At 59.3% G+C, this 19,969-nt stretch carries 20 protein-coding genes; 8 read left to right on the plus strand and 12 right to left on the minus strand.

Features of this window, described 5'->3' with window-relative positions:
* Nucleotides 1–5: 5 nt before the first annotated feature.
* Nucleotides 6–1,193: a Na+/H+ antiporter NhaA gene (gene nhaA, locus GIR22_RS14210; protein ID WP_154743945.1), complete on the plus strand. Its 1,188-nt coding sequence runs from the start codon at nucleotides 6–8 to the stop codon at nucleotides 1,191–1,193.
* 183 nt (nucleotides 1,194–1,376) lie between these two features.
* On the opposite strand, the gene GIR22_RS14215 is transcribed toward nhaA, so the two are convergent.
* The 6 genes from GIR22_RS14215 to dinG all read right to left on the minus strand — a co-directional run bounded on the left by GIR22_RS14215 (nucleotide 1,377) and on the right by dinG (nucleotide 10,352).
* Nucleotides 1,377–1,841, minus strand: coding sequence for an outer membrane lipoprotein (locus tag GIR22_RS14215; protein WP_003189251.1), 465 nt, complete (start codon nucleotides 1,839–1,841; stop codon nucleotides 1,377–1,379).
* Nucleotides 1,842–2,530: 689 nt separating this feature from the next.
* On the minus strand, nucleotides 2,531–3,178 hold the full coding sequence (pdxH, locus tag GIR22_RS14220) for a pyridoxamine 5'-phosphate oxidase (protein ID WP_154743946.1): 648 nt from the start codon (nucleotides 3,176–3,178) through the stop codon (nucleotides 2,531–2,533).
* A 27-nt stretch (nucleotides 3,179–3,205) separates the two neighbouring features.
* Nucleotides 3,206–4,360, minus strand: a complete 1,155-nt coding sequence (locus GIR22_RS14225) for an OmpA family protein (RefSeq protein WP_154743947.1) — start codon at nucleotides 4,358–4,360, stop codon at nucleotides 3,206–3,208.
* 155 nt (nucleotides 4,361–4,515) lie between these two features.
* Entirely contained in the window at nucleotides 4,516–5,661 is a 1,146-nt protein-coding gene (locus tag GIR22_RS14230) for a serine hydrolase (RefSeq protein ID WP_178122251.1), read from the minus strand.
* Nucleotides 5,662–5,745: 84 nt separating this feature from the next.
* A complete protein-coding gene (locus tag GIR22_RS14235) occupies nucleotides 5,746–8,109 on the minus strand; it encodes a beta-galactosidase (RefSeq protein ID WP_154743948.1) in 2,364 nt (787 codons plus the stop codon).
* A 98-nt stretch (nucleotides 8,110–8,207) separates the two neighbouring features.
* Nucleotides 8,208–10,352 carry an ATP-dependent DNA helicase DinG gene (gene dinG / locus GIR22_RS14240; protein ID WP_154743949.1) on the minus strand — a complete coding sequence of 715 codons (2,145 nt, stop codon included), beginning with the start codon at nucleotides 10,350–10,352 and terminating at the stop codon, nucleotides 8,208–8,210.
* Between the two features lie 99 nt (nucleotides 10,353–10,451).
* Between dinG and GIR22_RS14245 the strand changes: the two genes are divergently transcribed.
* Nucleotides 10,452–10,916: a CopD family protein gene (locus tag GIR22_RS14245; RefSeq protein WP_154743950.1), complete on the plus strand. Its 465-nt coding sequence runs from the start codon at nucleotides 10,452–10,454 to the stop codon at nucleotides 10,914–10,916.
* A 66-nt stretch (nucleotides 10,917–10,982) separates the two neighbouring features.
* Here the strand turns inward: GIR22_RS14245 and GIR22_RS14250 are convergent, their stop codons facing one another.
* The 3 genes from GIR22_RS14250 to GIR22_RS14260 all read right to left on the minus strand — a co-directional run bounded on the left by GIR22_RS14250 (nucleotide 10,983) and on the right by GIR22_RS14260 (nucleotide 12,869).
* On the minus strand, nucleotides 10,983–11,741 hold the full coding sequence (locus tag GIR22_RS14250) for a collagen-like protein (protein WP_154743951.1): 759 nt from the start codon (nucleotides 11,739–11,741) through the stop codon (nucleotides 10,983–10,985).
* Entirely contained in the window at nucleotides 11,734–12,027 is a 294-nt protein-coding gene (locus tag GIR22_RS14255; protein WP_154743952.1) for a DUF1145 domain-containing protein, read from the minus strand. Before GIR22_RS14255 ends, GIR22_RS14250 begins: the two co-directional genes overlap by 8 nt.
* 149 nt (nucleotides 12,028–12,176) lie before the next feature.
* Complete coding sequence (locus tag GIR22_RS14260; RefSeq protein ID WP_154743953.1) at nucleotides 12,177–12,869, minus strand: PA1041 family peptidoglycan-binding anchor lipoprotein; 693 nt, start codon at nucleotides 12,867–12,869, stop codon at nucleotides 12,177–12,179.
* Between the two features lie 191 nt (nucleotides 12,870–13,060).
* On the opposite strand from GIR22_RS14260, the gene GIR22_RS14265 reads away from it, so the two are divergent.
* The 4 genes from GIR22_RS14265 to GIR22_RS14280 all read left to right on the plus strand — a co-directional run bounded on the left by GIR22_RS14265 (nucleotide 13,061) and on the right by GIR22_RS14280 (nucleotide 14,844).
* Entirely contained in the window at nucleotides 13,061–13,558 is a 498-nt protein-coding gene (locus tag GIR22_RS14265; RefSeq protein ID WP_154743954.1) for a DUF6231 family protein, read from the plus strand.
* Between the two features lie 4 nt (nucleotides 13,559–13,562).
* On the plus strand, nucleotides 13,563–14,033 hold the full coding sequence (locus GIR22_RS14270; RefSeq protein WP_154743955.1) for a YchJ family protein: 471 nt from the start codon (nucleotides 13,563–13,565) through the stop codon (nucleotides 14,031–14,033).
* Nucleotides 14,034–14,170: 137 nt separating this feature from the next.
* A complete protein-coding gene (locus GIR22_RS14275; RefSeq protein WP_154743956.1) occupies nucleotides 14,171–14,653 on the plus strand; it encodes an LEA/WHy family protein in 483 nt (160 codons plus the stop codon).
* Nucleotides 14,650–14,844 (plus strand): SEC-C metal-binding domain-containing protein, encoded by a 195-nt coding sequence (locus tag GIR22_RS14280; protein WP_154743957.1) that lies wholly within the window; start codon nucleotides 14,650–14,652, stop codon nucleotides 14,842–14,844. Before GIR22_RS14275 ends, GIR22_RS14280 begins: the two co-directional genes overlap by 4 nt.
* A 78-nt stretch (nucleotides 14,845–14,922) precedes the next feature.
* On the opposite strand, the gene GIR22_RS14285 is transcribed toward GIR22_RS14280, so the two are convergent.
* A complete protein-coding gene (locus tag GIR22_RS14285) occupies nucleotides 14,923–15,474 on the minus strand; it encodes a cysteine hydrolase family protein (protein WP_154743958.1) in 552 nt (183 codons plus the stop codon).
* A gap of 135 nt (nucleotides 15,475–15,609) precedes the next feature.
* On the opposite strand from GIR22_RS14285, the gene GIR22_RS14290 reads away from it, so the two are divergent.
* Both GIR22_RS14290 and GIR22_RS14295 read left to right on the plus strand, forming a co-directional pair.
* Nucleotides 15,610–16,254 (plus strand): glutathione binding-like protein, encoded by a 645-nt coding sequence (locus GIR22_RS14290; protein ID WP_154743959.1) that lies wholly within the window; start codon nucleotides 15,610–15,612, stop codon nucleotides 16,252–16,254.
* Nucleotides 16,255–16,388: 134 nt separating this feature from the next.
* Nucleotides 16,389–18,830, plus strand: a complete 2,442-nt coding sequence (locus tag GIR22_RS14295; protein WP_154743960.1) for a penicillin acylase family protein — start codon at nucleotides 16,389–16,391, stop codon at nucleotides 18,828–18,830.
* A gap of 172 nt (nucleotides 18,831–19,002) precedes the next feature.
* Here the strand turns inward: GIR22_RS14295 and GIR22_RS14300 are convergent, their stop codons facing one another.
* The gene (locus tag GIR22_RS14300) at nucleotides 19,003–19,209 is read right to left on the minus strand and encodes a hypothetical protein (RefSeq protein ID WP_154743961.1); all 207 of its coding nucleotides are present in this window, start codon (nucleotides 19,207–19,209) and stop codon (nucleotides 19,003–19,005) included.
* A 108-nt stretch (nucleotides 19,210–19,317) separates the two neighbouring features.
* Nucleotides 19,318–19,884, minus strand: coding sequence for a dCTP deaminase (dcd, locus tag GIR22_RS14305; protein WP_154743962.1), 567 nt, complete (start codon nucleotides 19,882–19,884; stop codon nucleotides 19,318–19,320).
* Nucleotides 19,885–19,969 lie beyond the last annotated feature (85 nt).

Genomic DNA, 19,969 nt, shown 5'->3' on the forward strand with positions numbered 1-19,969 from the left:
GTACCTTGCCTCTGCGTAGTACTGTCACTCGCTTCTTCCAGCTGGAAGCCGCCAGCGGTCTGTTATTGATCGCTGCCGCCGCCCTGGCGTTGATCATCAACAATTCGCCGTTGTCACATCTGTATTCCGGCTTTCTCGAAGTGCCGGTGGTGGCACAAATTGGCGCGTTGAAAATCGCCAAGCCAGCGCTGTTATGGATCAACGATGGCCTGATGGCCATGTTCTTCCTATTGATCGGCCTGGAGGTCAAGCGCGAGTTGCTCGACGGCCACCTGTCCAAGCCCTCGCAAGTGGTGCTGCCGGGGGCCGCGGCTATCGGTGGCATGGTGGTTCCCGCGTTGATCTACTGGGCGTTGAACAAGGACAACCCGGCGGCCCTCGGCGGCTGGGCAATCCCCATGGCCACTGACATCGCCTTTGCCCTGGGCGTTCTGGCCCTTCTTGGCAAGCGGGTACCGGTGTCGCTGAAGTTGTTTCTGATGACCCTGGCCATCATTGATGACCTCGGTGCAATCATTGTCATCGCCATCTTCTATTCCAGCGACCTGTCCGGAGCCTCATTGGCCGGCGCGGGTGCCTGCCTGATTGCCTTGATTGCGATGAATCGCCTGGGAGTGGTCAAACTCGGGCCTTATATGATCATCGGCCTGATCCTATGGGTGTGCGTGCTCAAGAGCGGCGTCCACGCCACACTGGCGGGCGTCACCCTGGCGTTCTGCATTCCGCTGCGGACCAAAAACGCCGAGCCTTCGCCACTGCTGAACCTGGAGCACGCCCTGCACCCCTGGGTGGCCTATGGCATCCTGCCGTTGTTCGCTTTCGCCAACGCCGGCGTATCCCTGGCCGGGGTCAACCTGGAAAGCTTCACCCACCATGTGCCGTTGGGCATTGCTGCAGGCCTGCTGGTGGGCAAGACTATCGGCGTCCTCGGCCTGACCTGGCTCGCGGTGAAAACCGGCCTGGCGGCCCTGCCCAGCGGCTCCAACTGGGGCCAGGTGCTGGGTGTCGCGATCCTGTGTGGCATCGGTTTCACCATGAGCCTGTTTGTCGGCTCCCTGGCGTTCGTACCGGGAAGCAGCGAATACGCGGGTATGGACCGCATGGGTATTTTGACCGGGTCGATATTGGCGGCATTGATCGGGTATACGGTGACGGCAATAGCCAGTCGCAAGCAGGCGGTAATTCAGTCGTAATCCCCTCCACACCGGAGTACTCGGCCTTTCGGCCAATTCCACAGTGCCTCACAAATCCCTCTTACCCCCCCTCCTCCTGCGCCTCCAGTAACGTCGTGTTCCCGGCTGTCGAGAAAAATTTCTCCAACAAAAAACCCCAACCGGTCACCCGGTTGGGGTTGTCTTTTTGTACTGCCTTACCGCTTACCGCGTAACGCGGCTTGTACCATCGACCGTCATGATGCGCACGCGGTCGCCGATGCGGAAGATTTCGTTTTCCTGAACGGCCTGGACATAGGCACGCATGCTGCCGTCGTCTTCGCGAACAGTGATTTCGACACCTTGGGTACGGGTGAGACCTTCTTCGGTGGCCGAGCCCAACAAGCCGCCGGCTACGGCACCGATGACAGCGGTGACGATGCTGCCACGACCGCCGCCGATGGCGCTGCCGCCAACACCACCGATCACAGCGCCAGCAGCACCGCCGATTGGGGTCTTGGTGCCTTCGATCTTCACGGGACGCAAGGATTCGATGGTGCCCATGCGTACAGTCTGCACACGACGTGCTTCGTCACGGGAATAAGAGTCGCCCGTCAGACTCGAGGCGCAGCCACCCAGCAGTAATGACAGAGTGGTAAAGCAGGCAACCAGTAAAACAGACTTACGCATGGCATCAACTCCAAAGGACAGGTATTCATTAAACTCCGCAGCTTGACGCCTGTCACGGCATGCGCGGCATAAAATTGTTTTTATTCAGCCCTAGTACAGGCTGCCTGTACCGAGAAACCCGACGAACGGTAGTGCCTCCAGGGCCGAAGGACCTACAGCGGTCTCAAGATCCAGGCGACTGCTGCGCAGCCGATCGCAGGCTGCGCCAGCGGCTACAGGTGATTGGTGATTGGTGATTGGTGATTGGTGATTGGTGATTGGTGATCGGATCGGTCCCTGTAGCCGCTGTCGAGGTACGAGGCTGCGATAAGGGCCGAAGGACCTTCAGCGGTCTCAAGATCCAAACGACTGCTGCGCAGCCGATCGCAGGCTGCGCCAGCGGCTACAGGTGATTGGTGATTGGATCGGTCCCTGTAGCCGCTGTCGAGGCACGAGGCTGCGATAAGGGCCGAAGGACCTTCAGCGGTTCAAGATCCAGGCGACTGCTGCGCAGCCGATCGCAGGCTGCGCCAGCGGCTACAGGAGATTGGTGATCGGTGATTGGTGATTGGTGATTGGTGATTGGTGATCGGATCGGTCCCTGTAGCCGCTGTCGAGGCACGAGGCTGCGATAAGGGCCGAAGGACCTTCAGCGGTTCAAGATCCAGGCGACTGCTGCGCAGCCGATCGCAGGCTGCGCCAGCGGCTACTCAGGGCGCTAGACGCTCACGAACCCAATCGGCACCTTGCATGCGATAGTTCAAGCGGTCATGCAGACGGCTCGCACGACCCTGCCAGAACTCGATGCGCTCAGGCAGCAGACGATAACCGCCCCAATGCTCGGGACAGCCTGGCTGGGTATCGCTGAAACGCTGCTCGGTAGCCTTGAGCAAATCCTGCAATTCTTCGCGGTCCTTGATTACCCGACTCTGAGGTGAGGCCCAGGCGCCCAGACGACTACCCAGGGGGCGGACCTGATAGTAAGCGTCCGATTCCTGCGGGGTGACCTTGACCACTCGGCCTTCAATTCGCACCTGGCGTTCCAGAGTCGGCCAGAAGAAGGTCATGGCGGCAAAGGGCTGCGCAGCGAGCTGCGCGCCTTTGGCGCTTTGATAATTGGTGAAGAAAGTAAAGCCTTGTGTATCCAGCCCCTTGAGCAGCAGGATCCGGCAGTGCGGACGACCGTCCTGGTCGACCGTGGCCAGAGTCATGGCATTGGCCTCCACCGGTGGCTGCTCGGTTTTCACCGCATCATTGAACCACTGGTGGAACAAGGCAAACGGTTCGGCCGGGGCTTGGGCCTCGCTCAAACCGTCCCGTGTGTAATCACGGCGCATATCGGCCAGTGCCTGGGTCATGCGGCTCTATCCTTCTTGCTCAACGGATCAGTTTTTTGCCTGGTCGTTCGACGCCACTGGCGCTGCAGCCTTGGCCGGTGTCACTTTTTTTGCGGCCGGCTTGGCTGGGGCTTTTTTAGCAGCCTTGGCCGGAGCTTTTTTAGCAACGGATTTGCTAGCTTTCTTCGCCGGTGCCTTTTTTGCTTTTGCTGGAGTGGCTTTTTTCGCAGCCGGGGCAATTGGTGCGGGAACGTCTTGTGCAGCAACCATTTCAGCTTTCGGCGGGTTAGGCGAGTTGTACTTGCTGAGCAGCGCCAGCATGGTGGTGCGCTGGGTGAACATGATTTCCATACGGCGGTTCAAGGCACGGCCCTGCTTGCTGTCGTTGGCGGCACGAGGCATCAGGTCACCCATGCCACGCAGCATCAAGCGATCCTGTTTCAAACCACTGAGGCTGAAGATCGAAGCAATGGATTGCGCACGCTCCTTGGTCAAGGCCTGGCTCTGCGGCGCAGTGCCGGTGGCATCGACGTGGCCCAGAACCAGAACAGCGGTCTTGGGATCGCTTTCAACCGCCTTGGCTACTCGGGTAAAAGGACCAAGGGTCACTGGCAGCAACATGGCTGGGCGCTTCGGGTTGTAGAAACCCTCAACCGGGGCGATCACCACCAGAACGTTGTCACGACGTTCCAGTTGCAGGCTGCTGCCCTCGATGGCTGTGCGCAGGCGCGGCTCGTAGTCGTCCAGCCAGGCTTGAGTAATTTTCGGATCAGGCATCGGGACGTTGGTTACGTCGACCTTGGACAAAAACGCTGGCTTGCTTTCGAACGGCCACCACCAATGGGTCTCGGTATCAGCCTTGGCCACGGCGGGTGCTGCGGTCGATGCCGGGGTGGCAGCCTTGAGGTCGGCCTTCAGGTCAGCCTTGGCATCGGCGGCCTTTTCATCGGCGCTTTTCGAGAAAAAAGGCCACCAGTTGGAGCCGGTATCTGCCGTGGTAACCGGGGCAGGCGCGTCAACGTTGGCCGCGACCGAAGTCTTGGCATCCGATGTGGCTGCCACTACGGCTGATTCATCCTTGGAAGCCGTCTTATCAGTACCGAATGCCCACCAATGCCCACCTTCCGTATCACTCTGTGGAGTTTGCGCACAACCGGTAAGAGTGAGGCATAGCGCCAATGCCAAGGACTTGTTCGATAACATGAGATATCCACAAAATGAGAGAAAAACCATAGGGCCAGGATGACCCGTTAAACAGACGCTTCTAGAGCATTAAAGTTACAACATTTCGCTGAACGTCTTTTTACCAACGTTTTGTAGAGGCCTTTGTAACAAAAAAATGCCCAACCGCAAGCTATTTACAGACAACCGGCCAATATTCTTACTAACTTTTGCGCTCTTGGGTCCATCAATACATAAGGCCCTAGAGTATTAGTCACAAAACCGAAGGCTACATCATGTTCTGGATCGGCAAAACCTACCGAACCGCCAGCGCCCGGATGCCCGAAGGCCCTGGAGCCAAGGCCGAAAGTCGCATTCGGTACCTGGGGTTGATCCAACATGCAGCCCAAGCCAAACCGGGTTTGAGTCAATAAAGTTTTATCCACGCCCATACTGTGTTCACGGGTCAACTCTTCGAGCATATCGGCCTCCAGCAAACTACCGTCCAGCAAACCACTATAAAAACCCGCCAGGCTACGGGCATTACCGTGACCATTTGCCGCTGGCTGCTCCATGCGGCGCCACTCAGGTTTATTAGTGCTGGTTAGAATAGACGGTGGATTGGTAAATGCCCGAGTAGTCATGGCCGTGGGTTCACGCATTGTTACTTGCAATAAACGCTGGGCCGCCTCATCGCCCATATTGCCCTTACCCCGGGCAATATGCGCAACTCGATAAAATTCTTCATCTGCCAACCCGACGTGAAAGTCCAGCCCCAATGGCCGAGCAACCCGGGCCACAATGGACTCCCCCGGTCCGCGACCGTCAGCCCGGCGCAGCAATTCTCCTACCAACCAGCCATAGGTAATCGCGGCATAGCCATGACCTTCGCCCAATGCCCACCACGGCGCTTCGGCGGCCAGGGTATCGACCATCAACTGCCAGTCGTAAAGGGCTTCGGCGGGGAGCGTCTCGCGCAGCGCTGGCAACCCAGCCTGATGGCAAAGCAGATGGCGCAGGGTGATGGACTCTTTGCCGGCTGCGGCGAATTCCGGCCAACACTTGGCGACCGGCGCATCGAGTTGCAATTTGCCTTCAGCGACCAGTTGCAGCGCCGTGACGGCAGTAAAGGTCTTGGTGCAGGAGAACAGATTGGCAATCGTGTCGCTGTGCCAGGCTTCGGCACCATCCTTGTCGGCAGTACCGGCCCAAAGGTCGACGACCGTTTCTCCGCCTATCTGGATGCACAACGCGGCGCCGCGCTCCTGAGGGTCATCGAACAGCGCGGCAAAGGCTTCACGCACCGCTTCGAACTTAAGCTCGTAATGACCCTGAATCTGCACCTAAGCCCCCTCGAAAAAGTCCTGCATAAAAGTGGCGAGCATTGTTCCAGCGATTGTGGGATTTGGAAACCCGTACGCGTTGAATCAATGCCCATTCCCCGAATGCCCGCCGGCATGCCCAGCCCCTGGCCCTGCGCCCTTGCCTTCATGGCCAGGCTTACCGCCTTCACCGGCGCGGCTGACGCTGCTCACCTTGGCTTTTGCGGCCTGTTTGCCCAACTGATCGATCGCCGCCAGGTTGCTTTTGCGTACGCTCTCGATGAAACCCTGGAAGGGTACGTCGGTGATGCCCACCAAGCCGAAGTGGCCATTTTCACCGTCCAGCAGCCGCCCCGTGACAGGCTGATCGAGATACTGAAACCAATGCACACCGACAATCGACGGCTCAGCCATGGCCTGCTTGAGGAAGTTGGCGTACGCGGGCCCCCGGTCTTCTTCCCGGGCCAATTGCGTCACACCCCCCCAGAACGGGCCACGGTCGTTCGAGCCAAAGTTGAATTCGGTGATCAGCACCGGCTTATCCAGTGCCCGCAAGGCGGCGAAGTCATAACCGTCCTGAGGCTTGAGGGTGTACATGTTGAAGCTCAAGACGTCGCAATACTGCGCACAGGACACCACCGCTTCCGGGGTGCTCACGGCATAGCGCCCACCCAGTAACAGTTGGTTGGGAGCGTGCCATTTCAGCGCATCGGAGATGGTCTTGAAGTAAGCATCGGCGAAGGTCTTCTGGAAATACTTGAAGTCCGCTTCGATTTCCGGGTGCTCTGGGCTTGGCATCGGCGGTACAAAACCCGGGTCTTCCATCAGTTCCCAAGCGGGCAAGTCAATGCCCCAGGCCCGCGACAGGCCTTCCTGGTTGCGATACTTGTCCCGTAGTTGCTTGAGAAAAGCCCTCTTGGCCGGTACGTCAGTGGTCATGCGCAAGGTGCCGTAGGCCAGGGCGTAACGGGACTTCGCGTCGTCTCCCGGACCGGCCCAGGCCAATTCATTATCGGCAAAAAAGCCGATCAGCCACGGGTCGTCACGATGGTCGCGGGCAGCAATAGCCACTGCACGTTCGGTAGCCATGGCAAAGCGTGGGTCAAACGGGTCGGGCATACCTCCCCACCAATCAGTGCCGGTGCTGATGCTGGCGTAATCGCCGACGATCGACAACGGCAAGGTGTAAGCCACGCGGTCTGCCGTTCCCAGCTCGGGAGCACTCCAGTTGCCAACGGTATTGAAGCCCCAGGCTTGCAGGCGATCCAGGGTGTGGCCGACCCAACGTTGCTGGTCAAAACCCTCTGGCGGGCAAGGCGCAACGGGGTCGGTTTTTGTATCCTCGGCCTTGTGCGTGGCCGGCACACAGGGCTGGCCGTAGGTGCGCTGCAAGTTGGCGCCATAGAAGTCGTACCAGCGGCCGCCATAGAAGCCGCGCCCTTGGTCGGCACCGTTGCCGCCCCGGTTGTCGCCATTGCCGTAGTACTTGTCGAACGGCTCACCGGCCTTGGGCAGCGCGGTAAACATCCATTCGCGCCCCGTCACGTAGGTCTGGTTGTTATCCGGGGCGACGGTGTTAACCCCCAGGGAATAGAACGGATGACCTTGCGGGGTCACCAGGTACCAGCGGCCATCGCGCTTCTCGGTACGGAAAAAACCACTGGCTTCAAAGGCCGGGCCTTTATTCCATCCGCCAAACGTGTCCAGGGAAGAACGATCATGCTCGGTGAGCCAACCCTTGAGTTCTTGCTGTTCCTTGGCCGCGACGACTTTCAACTGCTCGTCACTGCTGACTTTCTCCGGCCATTTGCCCCGCGTGGACTGCCCATAGGCATCCACCAGGTCGCTATAGGCGGCCTTGAAAACCGGTTCGCTGTCCTGCACGCCGAATCGTTCCAACAGGATGCTTTGGGCAGCATTGGGTTTGATCATCGACAGCGTGACCGACACCACCTTGCTGAGATCAATTTCTCCTGCACTGCTGCCCAGCAGCACGCGCTGGCCATCCACCATCATCGGCATCGGCGGGCCCGCCTTCATGCCCTGGCTGATTGGGGAGTTGGCGTGCAGTGGAATCAGCAGGGTCTGGGCAGGGCCTGCCGGCAGGTCGATGCGGCTGACCAGGGTCTTGCCATCGTTGCTCTGGACCTTGACGTAGAGAGTCAGCGCCCAATCCATCGCACTCTGGATACGCAAGCTCATGGCACTGGACTGGGACCAGTCCCATGCGCCGCTATGCGGGCTGAGCACCAGGCTCGGTTCTGCCGCCGGGTTGAAGGTGATTCGGCGCAGCACTTCGCCTTCCGGGGTTTGCTCAGCATTGTATTGCGGCAAACTGGCGTCCCGGGTCGCCACGTTGACCACGTCGGTAGGCCGGACAAAGTTGAACAGCGTTTGCTGCCCGACAGGCGCGGCCAGCAACGGCGCGGCGAACAACAGGGCACAAAGAACGGGCAGCGTGCGAATCATACGAACAAGGTTCTCCCAAGCGGCCGATGAATGGCCTGACGACTTGAATCAGTAACAGTGAGATAGACCACGCAGCGGGCGATTTCGCCCACTGTGGTTCAAGATATTTCGCGGCGGAACGGCGGTAGCGCGTTAAGGATGGCTTTGCCATAGCGCTGGGTGACCAAACGGCGGTCGAGCAACGTGATGGTGCCGCGATCTTGCTCGGTACGCAGCAGGCGACCACAGGCCTGGACCAGCTTCAAGGACGCGTCTGGCACCGAGATTTCCATGAACGGATTACCGCCCCGGGCTTCGATCCATTCGGCCAATGCCGCTTCTACGGGGTCATCCGGCACCGAGAACGGGATCTTGGCGATCACCACGTGCTCACAGTAGGCTCCGGGTAGGTCCACACCTTCGGCGAAACTTGCCAAGCCGAACAGCACACTGGAGTCACCGCCATCAACTCGCGCCTTGTGCTTGTTCAGGGTTTCCTGTTTCGACAGGTTGCCCTGGATAAACACCTGCTTGCGCCAGTCGCGGTCCAGGCCGTCAAACACGTCCTGCATCTGCTTGCGTGATGAGAACAGCACCAGGGTGCCTTTGGATCCTTCCACCAATGACGGCAGGTCACGGATGATCGCCGCCGTGTGTGCCGGCGCGTCCCGTGGGTCGGCCTTGAGGTCCGGTACCCGTAGCACGCCGGCATCAGCGTGATGGAACGGGCTCGGCACCACAGCGGTGACCGCCTTTTTCGGCAGTCCGGCACGCATGCGAAAGCGCTCGAAAGTACCCAGTGCCGTCAGCGTCGCCGAGGTGACCAGGGCACCGTAGGCCACATTCCACAGGTTGCGCCGCAGCATTTCCGCCGCCAGGATCGGGCTGGCATTGACCTCGATATCGAACAGCGCACCGCTTTCCGACAAAGTCAGCCAGCGTGCCATGGGCGGGTTGTCTTCCGGGTCTTCGGCGGTAAAGGCCGTCCACAGTTCCCAGTTGCCCTGGGAGCGAGACAACAGGCTGCCAAACAGCGGGTACCACTCTTCAGCCTGATTGCTGGCGATGCCGATATTGACCTCGCCATCCATGCCTTCCTTGAGCAGATCGGTGAGGCGGGTGAACAGGTCGGTCAAGCGGGAAAAGCCCTTCTTCAGTTCAATACCCATTTCCCGCATATGCTCGGGGATCATCCCGCCGACAAAACGATGACGCGGACGCTCACGCCCCTCCACGTCTTCGCCGGGCTTGAAGTCCGCCACTTGCTCACAAGCGCTGAACATGAACTGTTGCTGGGTCTTGATCTCACGCGCCAGCTCCGGGACCTGCTCGATGAACTTACCGAGGTCGCCGGGCAGCGGGTGCTGGGCCAGCAGCTTGGTGAGATTCTTGGCGGTGGTTTCCAGCCAATCGGCAGTGGAGCGCAGGCGGGTGTAATGGGCAAAGTGGCCGATGGCCTTGTCCGGCAGGTGGTGACCTTCGTCGAACACGTAAAGGGTGTCGCGCGGGTCCGGCAGCACGGCGCCCCCACCCAGGGCCAGGTCTGCCAAAACCATGTCATGGTTGGTGACAATAACGTCGACCTTGCCCATGCCCTCACGGGCCTTGTAGAAGGCGCACTGGCCGAAGTTGGGGCAATGGCGGTTGGTGCACTGGCTGTGATCGGTGGTCAGGCGTGCCCAATCGGCATCTTCCAGGGCATTGGGCCAACTGTCGCGATCACCGTCCCATTTATTGCCGGCCAGCTTTTCAATCATGCTGGTAAACAGCTTCTGACTGGCCTCATCCACTTCGATCTTGAAGCCTTCTTCTTCGAACAACTGGGCAGTGGCGGTTTGCGCGTGACCTTCCTGCAACAGTACGTCGAGCTTGGACAGGCACATATAGCGACCACGCCCCTTGGCCAGGGCGAAGGTGAAGCTCAGGCCGCTGTTGCGCATCAGGTCCGGCAGGTCTTTGTAGACGATCTGCTCCTGCAGGGCGACGGTGGCGGTGGCAATCACCAGCCGCTTACCGGCAGCCTTGGCAGTGGGAATCACGGCCAGGCTGTAAGCCACGGTTTTACCGGTGCCGGTGCCAGCCTCGACGGCCACGACCGCAGGGTCGCCACTGCGCCGGCCTTCGTCGTCGGTGTCGATATCCCCGAGGACCTTGGCCACTTCGGCGATCATCAGGCGCTGGCCATACCGCGGTTTCAAGCTCTTGGCTTCGAGAAAACGCGTGTAGGCGCCCTGGATCGTGGTTTTGAGTTCAGTGCTGATCATGGATAGTCGGGCGCAAAAAACGCTGGATAAATTTTCAGTGGTTCGGATCGGCCGCTATCATACCCCGCTAATTAATCCCGCGCAGAACGGAGTACCTCAATGACCGTCTTTAGCCTCACTTACACCGTGCATGTATTGGCCGCCCTGATCTGGGTCGGCGGTATGTTTTTCTCCTGGATGATCCTGCGGCCGGCCGCCATGGCTGCGCTTGAGGGCCCTGCCCGACTGAAATTGTGGGTGAATGTGTTTCAACGTTTTTTCGTGTGGATCTGGGTGGCCGTGCTGGTCTTGCCGATCAGTGGCGTCGGCCTGCTGCAACTGCGCTTCAACGGGTTTGAGACCGCGCCACGTTATGTGCAAATCATGATGGGCTTGTATGTGGTGATGACCGCACTGTTTATCCGCATCCAGGCGCTGAAGCTACCGGAACTGCGCACCGCAGTGGCGGCCGAGGACTGGCCGGCCGGTGCTGTTGCGCTGGGGCAAATCCGCAAGTTGGTGGGAATCAACCTGATTGTCGGGTTGGTGCTGGTGGCCGTGGCGTCGGCACGACCGATGTTTTAGCAGAGAGCGGCAGCTGCAAGCTTCTTGCTTGAAGCTTGCAGCTTATGCCTTAAAGCGGCCCCTCTCCTACAACGGCTGAACGGTCACTGAACCCGCAGGCCCCGCCACACCCGGCTGCCCTTCCAGCCCAGGCCGGCCCTTCTCGCCGCCAGCGGCGCGGTAAACCAGGCAGCCCTTGGACTGCCCGCCCTTTCCAGGTTTGCCAGCCGTGCCCGCCAAGCCACCGGCACCACCGCCCACCCAGACCTTGATCTGCTCGCCCGGATAATCCCGAGGCAGCTCGAGCCGTACTTGCGCGCCCGCCGCACCCGACAATCCATCACCGCCATTGTCACCATTGGCGCCACGCCCGGCCGAGCCCCAGGTGCAACCCGGATCTTCGCCATTGGCACCGTCAAGGCCAGCATAACCTTGGGCCCCGGCGCCGCCACGGGCGTCCACCGACAGCTCACCGGCATTCAAGGATTGGATGCGCAACGTCAGGTCACGCCCTGGCTTGGCCGGTTTTTCGTGGGTACCGGGGGCTCCGCGTGAGGTAATTTGGCTGCCATGATCCAGCTGTGCATGGCGTACCTGCATCTGCAGCCCGGTGCCACCGGGCACGATGGCAATCCGGGCTTCGCGGCCCAGGTGCAATTCATCGACATTGACCTGGGTGACCTTGGAAGGAATCAGCAAAGTGCCATAATCCGCCACTTCCAGCCGCTCCAATTGCAATACGCTGCTGCTGGTGGGCAGGCGCATTAAAGAGTGAGTCTCGACACTGACGCTCTGGGCCATGGCCAGGGGGCTGACCAACAGGGTCAACAGACAAACCTTATGCATGATTGGCCGCCTTCGTTTGATCAGTCGCGCGCGCGGGCCCCGCAAGGCCCTGCAAGTGGAACATGCCTACTAGCAGAATCTGCAAGCGGTCACGCCAGGGATGGACACGGTTCTTCACGCTGGCGTTGAATAACAGCAGCTCTAGCAAATGAGTCAGCAGCAACAAACTGCCCGCCAGATTGACCAACAGGTGAAACGGATTGATCAGCGGCTTGAACAGATTGATCACCACCACGCCCCAGAACAGCAGCGTCAGAAACTTCCCCAACCCCCAAAACACCCTCATCGCGCGCACTCCCCTGGCACATTATTCTTTGGGCGCACAGTAACGACTTCTACAAGCGATTTGCCAGTAAAGGATAAAAAACTTGATGAAGGGCAAGCGCCACAAGAGCCAGGAATGCCCCTGTGGATCCCACAGGGGCGATGGATTTTTCAGCGGTTGATCTGGATTTCCACCCGACGGTTCAAGGTACGACCTTCGGCTGTTTTGTTGTCAGCCACCGGATGGCTTTCACCGGCCCCCGCTATCGAGACGAAACTGCTGCGCGGCACCCCGGCACCCACCAGGTAATCCGTCACCGAATGGGCGCGTTTTTCCGAGAGGGCCTGGTTGTAGGCGTCTTTGCCGACGCTGTCAGTATGGCCGCTGACACGCAACTGCGCGCCCGGGGCCTCTGTTTTCAGACGAGTAGCGATGACGTCGAGTTTGGTTTTGTCTGCCGCCGTGAGCCTGGCCGAGTCAAACTGGAAGTGGACGTCGCGAATCACGATGGTTTCTTCATTAACCACCACCACTTCCTCGACCACCGCAGTCGGTGCCGGTGGGCAGCCATTGGCATCAACCTGTACGCCTTGGGGGGTGCCAGGGCACTTGTCGCGGCTGTCCGGCACACCATCGCCGTCTTCATCACCGTCGCCATGGACCCAGCAATAAGCGCCAGCCATACCACCAATCAACAACGCGCCACCGCCAGCCCATGCAGAGCTTTCGGTAGCGCCGAGGGCGGCGCCAGTCACACCGCCAAGGGCGGCACAGGTGGGCCAGTCGGTTTTTTGCAAGCCTGCGCAACCTGTCAATACTCCGGTTAGCAGAACCAAGGGTAGAGCTGTCCGCATGATGCTCATCTGATTTCTCCTGAGGGAATCGGCCGGGAGCCGATGGATGGAGTAAAGACGGCTCTTTTCATCTGCGCTAGTACGCCACACCCCCGTATTCATTGAGGATAACGGTGCATTCCGGACTTTTCTCAGCCGCCCGCTCTAGGCCCGCACGCTCAGCCGCGTTAGTCTCTACGGTCCTGATGTGAGGATCTCTGATGAGCGTTGGTATTTCTTCTCGTACGCCCCAGCAAGCCCTGGCTGCCTTGCTGGATCTGCATCAGCCCAAGCGCCTGTTGCTGTTGAGTGCCCACCAACTCCCGGCGCTGGATGCCTTTCAAGCGGCGCATCCCGACACCCAGGTGTCTGTCGCCCCGCCCGGGCCCTTGCCGGCGGAGTTGGCAGCGCAACGTTTTGACCTGGCGCTGGTGGTCGACTGCCTGGAGCACCTGCCAAAACCGCAAGGCCTGACCTTGCTCGGCGGCATTCGTAACCTTAATGCCAGCCGCATTGCGGTGCTGGTGGACCTGGGTGCCTGCGACTGGAAGGAAACGGACTTTTTCTCCCTGGCCCTGCAAGCCGGCGAGCGGTTCCAGCGTGATGAGCAGGTTCTGACGCTGTTTACCTATGATCTGCTTGACTATAAACAGGTGCCGGACTGGCTGAATGCCCGCTTCTGGGCCAACCCGGAAAACTTTGGAAAGTATTGGTGGTGACCCGATGAGCACATCCATTTGTCCCTGCGGCAGTGGCAACCTACTGGATGCCTGCTGTGGCCATTATCACGCCGGCCACCCCGCACCTTGCGCCACCGTACTGATGCGCTCGCGCTACAGCGCCTATGTGCTGGGCCTGGTGGACTATCTGGTAGCCACTACCCTGCCAGCGCAACAGGCTGGCCTGGACCAGGAAGCCATTAGTACCTGGAGTGCCCAAAGCACATGGCTGGGCCTGGAGGTGGAAAGTTCAGAGGTGTTCGGTGGGCAACCCGAACACGCCTTCGTTACCTTCACTGCCCGCTGGCATGACAGCATGGGTGAACACAGCCACAGGGAACGTTCATCCTTCGTACAGAATCACGAACGTTGGTACTTCATCGATCCGACGGTGGAGGTGACGGCTGGACGTAACGACGTCTGCTTGTGTGGCAGCGGGCAAAAATTCAAGAAGTGTTGCGCAAGCTACCTCTGACTGCAGGCGAGCCCACTTGTAGGAGCGAGCCAGCTCGCGAAAAACCTGAGAGCGCCGTTGTGTGTCAGGCTGTAAGCGTCATCGTTGACGACCTTCGCGAGCAAGCTCGCTTCTACAGGGCCACAGGGATTAACGCCATGCTACGGATTTACAGTTTGATGCTGGCATTGACCCTTGGCCTGACCGGCTGCGCCTCTTGGTTCGAAGACGGTGCGCCACCACCCCAGGTGCATCTGGTCAAGATAGAGGTGGTCCGGGCCAAGCTGCTGGAGCAGAAATTCAAACTGTACTTTCGCGTCGATAACCGCGACGACGCCGACCTGACGGTACGCGGCCTGATTTACAAGATCACCCTGGACGATCTGCTGCTGACCGAAGGCGAGTCCAACGAGTGGCTCACCGTTGCACCCCGCAGCCATGCCTTTTTCAAGGTATCGGTACGCACCAACCTGTGGCCTCAGGTGCGTGAGGTGGTCGCGATGCTGAAAAAACCGAGCCAACCCATCCCGTACCGCCTGGAAGGTGAGCTGAAAACCGGATTATTCATCGGTAACGACGTGCACGTGCTACGTAATGGCGAGATAATCCCCGGCGACTTTATCCCGGAGCGACATAAATGACTCAACAACCTCATGTTCATGGTCCTGATTGCAACCACGATCACCATGATCACGACCACGGCCATGTCCACGGCCCGAACTGCGGCCACGCTCACCAGGAGCCGGTGCGCAATACCTTGAAAGACGTAGGTCGCAATGATCCATGCCCGTGCGGCAGTGCGAAAAAATTCAAGAAGTGCCACGGCGCTTGATGACTCTGCGGCGGGGGAACTTGCTCCCTCGCCACAACACGCCCGCCACCGGGATTGTGCTCAAAGCAACAAGCCCCGTTAAGCCAACAGTTGCCCGGAAGAGATAACCGTCGCGTATTCACCGTGCAGGTTACCCAGGGACATCGCGTGCACCGCCTCGGCGGAGCGCAACTGGCCAAAGAAATCCGCTTTATCAAAGGTATAGCAGGCATCTTCGATCACCCAGGTCTCAAATCCCAGGTTACCGGCGGTACGAGCGGTGGATTCCACCGAGTTGTTCGTCGCCACCCCCACCAACATCAGTTGCCCGATATTGGCTGCGCGCAAACTCACTTCCAGCGTCGTACCGCAAAACGCATCCGGCACCCGCTTCTGAATCAACTGCTCCCCCGCCTGCGGAACAAACGCATCCTGGAACGCCACACCTGATTGTTCAGGCCAGAACACCGAGTCTGGCGAGCGGGACAAGTGCTGAACATGGATAACCGGTCGACCAGTAAGCCGCCAATAAGCCAACAACGCCAACATGCGCTCTTCGGCATGGGGGTTATTGCGCCGCCCCAGCCTGGGGTGATGAATACCTTTTTGCTGATCAATAATGATCAGGGCGGCGCGGGCTCGAATCTCCATATCGATAGATCCAAATGTTTTGTTGAATTTTCGATACTTGAACATCACCTATTCCTACAGGCAAGTCATCGGGAGTAAAACAGTCCACGCATCTGTTTGCTATCCGCTCAAGCGTTACCACTTTTGGAGAGCGTCATGATCGATCTGTACTACTGGACCACCCCCAACGGTCACAAGGTTTCGTTGTTCCTGGAGGAAGCCGGCCTGCCTTATGAGGTGCATCCGATCAACATTGGCCAGGGCGACCAGTTCAAGCCTGACTTCCTGAAAATAGCGCCCAATAATCGCATTCCGGCCATCGTCGATCAAAACCCGAGCGACGGCGGCGCGCCGATTCCTCTCTTTGAGTCCGGTGCAATCCTGCTCTACCTGGCGCAAAAGACTGGCAAGTTCATTCCCCAAGACCTGCGTCCTCGTCAGGAAGTCCTGCAGTGGCTGTTCTGGCAAATGGGGGGGTTAGGGCCGATGGCGGGGCAGAATCACCACTTCAGTCAGTTCGCCCCGGAAAAGATCCCCTACGCCATCAAGCGGTATGTCGACGAAACCGCCCGCTTGTATGGTGTGCTGGATCGGCGCCTGGCGGACCGTTCCTTTATAGCGGGCGAGGAATACAGCATCGCCGACATGGCGATCTACCCGTGGGTCGTTTCCCACAAGTGGCAAAGTCAGAAACTTGAAGACTTCCCACATGTGCAGCGCTGGTTCAACCACATAAAGGAACGCCCGGCGACGGTGCGGGCGTATGAACTGGTGGCGAAAGTGAATCCACCGAAGGCCTGACATACACCGATCATTCCCACTCGCTGCGTGGGAATGTTCAAATCCAAAAAATAACCATCCCCTCCCGCTTGCGCCGTTTCGCCACGCTCACTAACGTAGCGCCTTTACTGACGCTACCCCGCAGGAGCTTTGCCATGGCCTCGCCAGCCCTCTCACACTTTTTCCCCCGGTTCGGCGTTGCCGCGGCAGTAGCCAGTGCCTTGGGCCTGGCGGGTTGCCAGTCACTGAATACCCAGGACACCCTGCCCCCGGTTTCCGGGGTACAGCCGCTCAAGGGCTTGGCGCAAAACGTTTCCGTGCGCCGCAACAGCCAGGGTATGCCCCTGATTGAAAGCAGCACCTTCCATGACGCACTGTTCACCCTCGGTTATGTACACGCCAGCGATCGCATCAACCAAATGGTCACCCTGCGCCTGCTGGCCCAAGGCCGGTTGGCGGAAATGTCCGGGCCGCAGGCGCTGGATGTCGACCGTTTCATGCGCGCGGTCAACCTGAAAAAAAGCGCCGGCGAGCTGTACACCGCCTCGTCGCCACGCCTCAAGCGCTTCTTTGAAGTCTATGCCCGCGGGGTCAACGCCTACCTGTTCCGCTACCGCGACAAGCTGCCGCCGGACCTGGCCCAGACCGGCTACAAGCCGGAATACTGGAAACCAGAAGATTCAGCGCTGTTGTTCTGCCTGCTGAGTTTCAGCGAGTCGGCCAACGTACAGGAGGAATTATCATCGCTCGTGCTGGCGCAAAAAATCGGTGCCGACAAACTCGCCTGGTTGACCCCAAGCACCCCGGACGAGCCGCTGCCCCTGGGCGAGACCGACAAACTCAAGGGTGTAAATCTGAGTCAGATTGCCGGCCTGAGCGTACTGAACGCGGTCAGCCAACAAGCAAGCACCCTCAATAACCTCGCAGTGAGCACTTCCAGCAACTGGGCGATCGCTCCACAACGCAGTCGCAGCGGTAAAAGCCTGCTGGCCAATGACCTGTCGGCCAAGCCTCAAGCCCCATCACCGTGGAACTACGTGCAGATTCGAGCCCCGAAATACCAGGCCGCCGGCGTCTCGGTGGCCGGCATGCCAATCTTACTCTCCGGTTTCAACGGTAAAGTGGCCTGGAGCATGAGCGCAGTCAAAGGCGATACCCAGGACCTGTTTCTGGAAAAAGTCAGGCGCCAAGGCAGTGCCTTGTACTACGAGAACAACGGGAAATGGCTGCCAGCAGTGGCCCGCAACGAAACCTTCTTTGCCAAAGGTCAACGGCCGATTCGCGAGGTGATGTATGAAACCCGCCACGGCGCCTTGCTTAACAGTGCTCAATCCCTGAATAGCGGCTACGGTCTCGCCTTACAGGCCGCGAGCTTCAAGGACGACAAGAGCCTGGATGCGTTCTTCGATCTGTCCCGGGCCCAGAGCGCTGGCAAGGCGTCGGACGCTACCCGGGAAATCCGCGCCATCGCCCTGAACATGATCTTCGCCGACGCCAGCAATATTGGCTGGCAAGTCACCGGCCGCTTCCCCAATCGTCGCGAAGGCGAAGGCCTGCTGCCATCGCCGGGCTGGGATGCACGCTTTGACTGGGACGGTTACGCCGACGCAATGCTGCATCCCTATGACCAGGACCCGGCCCAGGGCTGGCTCGGCACCGCCAACCAACGCACTGCCCCCCGTGGTTATGGCATGCAGTTGTCCAACTCCTGGGATGCCCCGGAGCGCAGTGAGCGCCTGGCGCAACTGGCCGGCGCCGGCAAACACGATACCCGCAGCCTGATCGCCATGCAGTACGACCAGACCACTCCCTTTGCCGCCAAGCTCAAGTCCATGCTCAAGGCCCCAGGCATGGCCCAGCCTCTGAAACAGGCCATCGATGCCTTGCCCGCCGCCGAACGGAGCAAGGCTCAGAAAGCCTTCAATCGCTTGATGGCGTTCGACGGGCGCCTGGCACCAACCTCCAGCGATGCGGCAATTTACGAGCTCTTCCTGCAGGAAAGTGCCAAGCAGATCTTCCTCGACGAACTCGGCCCGCAAACCAGTGCCACCTGGAATGCCTTTGTCGGCAATGCCAGCCTGTCGTACTCGGCCCAGGCCGATCACCTGCTGGGACGCGAAGAAAGCCCGTTCTGGGATGACCTGCGCACCCCGCAAACTGAAGACAAACCAACGATTCTTGCCCACAGCCTGGCCGCCGCGATTACTGCGGGCGACAGCCAATTAGGTACGGATCACAAAGCCTGGCAGTGGGGCAAGCTCCACAGCTACACCTGGAAAGACGCCAACGGCCAGATTGTGCGCGGGCCACTGGCGGCGGGTGGTGATCACAGCACCCTGAACAGCTCGCCGTACCGCTGGGGCCAGGACTTCGAAACCACCCAGGTGCCAGCCCTGCGAATGATTGTCGACTTCAGCCAGGTGGAGCCGATGATGGGCCAAAACGGTATTGGTCACTCCGGCAACCCGGCCAGCCCAAACTACGCGAACGGCATAGATCCTTGGCTCAAGGCGCAATACCTGAGTTTCCCGATGCAACAGCAGAACTTTGACAAGGTATACGGGAAGACAAGGTTGACCCTGGTGCCCGGCAAATAACCCCCAGCGATCGATCCCACGCTTTGCGTGGGATTATCCCGGGGCGCCGAGAAGTACCCGACAAGTCCAGGCATCCAGCAGTTTGTTCTTTGGAGTGTTCAAGCAATACGACCCACAGATCCTGCTCCCAGACTGCAGAAGACACCCTGCATGATGGGCCCGATACGGAAAATCAAGCCATCGGAACAGGAGGCGGCTCGTCTGGAAGGGTGGGCTCACCTGGCTCTTCAGGCTCGGTAGGCCAAGGGTCATCAGGACCTGGCTGGCCGGGAATACCCCCGGCAAACGCAGGATCAGCCATCAAGGACCAGGCTAGAACGCCAACCTGGTTGGGTTCAAGCCGGGCAAGTTCGGCGCTGATTCGCGGATCGAGCTTCATAAAAGACTCCTCAAGCGTGGCCCGGATCGTTTTTTCACAATCCGAGGCAGTACACCCAATAGAGTCTCTGCCCGCTGACAAATTCCCTTAGCGTGCAAGAGGCTTGGATCAGGTGCGTGGCAAGGTGACGCCGCGCTGGCCCTGGTACTTGCCCCCTCGGTCTTTATAGGAGACTTCACACTCTTCATCGGACTCGAAGAACAACATCTGTGCCACGCCTTCGTTGGCATAGATCTTTGCCGGCAAGGTGGTGGTGTTGGAGAACTCCAGGGTCACATGACCTTCCCACTCGGGCTCAAGGGGCGTCACGTTGACGATAATGCCGCAACGCGCATAGGTGCTCTTGCCCAGGCAGATGGTCAAGACATTGCGCGGAATACGGAAGAATTCGACAGTGCGCGCCAAGGCAAAGGAGTTTGGCGGGATGATACAAACGTCGCTCTGGACGTCGACGAAGCTTTTTTCGTCGAAGTTTTTCGGATCGACGGTGGCCGAATTGATGTTGGTGAAGACTTTGAACTCATCGGCGCAACGTACGTCGTAACCGTAGCTGGAAACCCCGAACGAAATCAGGCGGTCGGCGCCCTCGCCGCGCATCTGGCGCTCTACGAAGGGCTCAATCATGCCGTGCTCTTGCGCCATGCGGCGAATCCACTTGTCCGATTTGATGCTCATGGCGGGTGTCCTGAATAGCGAGGTGGAAAAATTCTGTTGGGCATCTTACCGGGGCCGGAGCCGTGGTTCAAAGGGCCGGTTTTTT

Origin of the sequence: Pseudomonas karstica, from assembly GCF_009707515.1 — a bacterium.
In the GTDB taxonomy this organism is placed as follows: Bacteria; Pseudomonadota; Gammaproteobacteria; order Pseudomonadales; family Pseudomonadaceae; genus Aquipseudomonas; species Aquipseudomonas karstica.

Excerpts from the sequence above, each read along its gene's own strand:
- GIR22_RS14215 (WP_003189251.1), bottom strand. The coding sequence starts at position 1,841 with ATGCGTAAGTCTGTTTTACTGGTTGCCTGCTTTACCACTCTGTCATTA.
- pdxH (WP_154743946.1), bottom strand. The coding sequence starts at position 3,178 with ATGACCCAGGCACTGGCCGATATGCGCCGTGATTACACACGGGACGGT.
- GIR22_RS14225 (WP_154743947.1), bottom strand. The coding sequence starts at position 4,360 with ATGTTATCGAACAAGTCCTTGGCATTGGCGCTATGCCTCACTCTTACC.
- GIR22_RS14235 (WP_154743948.1), bottom strand. The coding sequence starts at position 8,109 with ATGATTCGCACGCTGCCCGTTCTTTGTGCCCTGTTGTTCGCCGCGCCG.
- dinG (WP_154743949.1), bottom strand. The coding sequence starts at position 10,352 with ATGATCAGCACTGAACTCAAAACCACGATCCAGGGCGCCTACACGCGT.
- GIR22_RS14245 (WP_154743950.1), top strand. The coding sequence starts at position 10,452 with ATGACCGTCTTTAGCCTCACTTACACCGTGCATGTATTGGCCGCCCTG.
- GIR22_RS14250 (WP_154743951.1), bottom strand. The coding sequence starts at position 11,741 with ATGCATAAGGTTTGTCTGTTGACCCTGTTGGTCAGCCCCCTGGCCATG.
- GIR22_RS14255 (WP_154743952.1), bottom strand. The coding sequence starts at position 12,027 with ATGAGGGTGTTTTGGGGGTTGGGGAAGTTTCTGACGCTGCTGTTCTGG.
- GIR22_RS14260 (WP_154743953.1), bottom strand. The coding sequence starts at position 12,869 with ATGAGCATCATGCGGACAGCTCTACCCTTGGTTCTGCTAACCGGAGTA.
- GIR22_RS14265 (WP_154743954.1), top strand. The coding sequence starts at position 13,061 with ATGAGCGTTGGTATTTCTTCTCGTACGCCCCAGCAAGCCCTGGCTGCC.
- GIR22_RS14270 (WP_154743955.1), top strand. The coding sequence starts at position 13,563 with ATGAGCACATCCATTTGTCCCTGCGGCAGTGGCAACCTACTGGATGCC.
- GIR22_RS14275 (WP_154743956.1), top strand. The coding sequence starts at position 14,171 with ATGCTACGGATTTACAGTTTGATGCTGGCATTGACCCTTGGCCTGACC.
- GIR22_RS14280 (WP_154743957.1), top strand. The coding sequence starts at position 14,650 with ATGACTCAACAACCTCATGTTCATGGTCCTGATTGCAACCACGATCAC.
- GIR22_RS14285 (WP_154743958.1), bottom strand. The coding sequence starts at position 15,474 with ATGGAGATTCGAGCCCGCGCCGCCCTGATCATTATTGATCAGCAAAAA.
- GIR22_RS14290 (WP_154743959.1), top strand. The coding sequence starts at position 15,610 with ATGATCGATCTGTACTACTGGACCACCCCCAACGGTCACAAGGTTTCG.
- GIR22_RS14295 (WP_154743960.1), top strand. The coding sequence starts at position 16,389 with ATGGCCTCGCCAGCCCTCTCACACTTTTTCCCCCGGTTCGGCGTTGCC.
- GIR22_RS14300 (WP_154743961.1), bottom strand. The coding sequence starts at position 19,209 with ATGAAGCTCGATCCGCGAATCAGCGCCGAACTTGCCCGGCTTGAACCC.
- dcd (WP_154743962.1), bottom strand. The coding sequence starts at position 19,884 with ATGAGCATCAAATCGGACAAGTGGATTCGCCGCATGGCGCAAGAGCAC.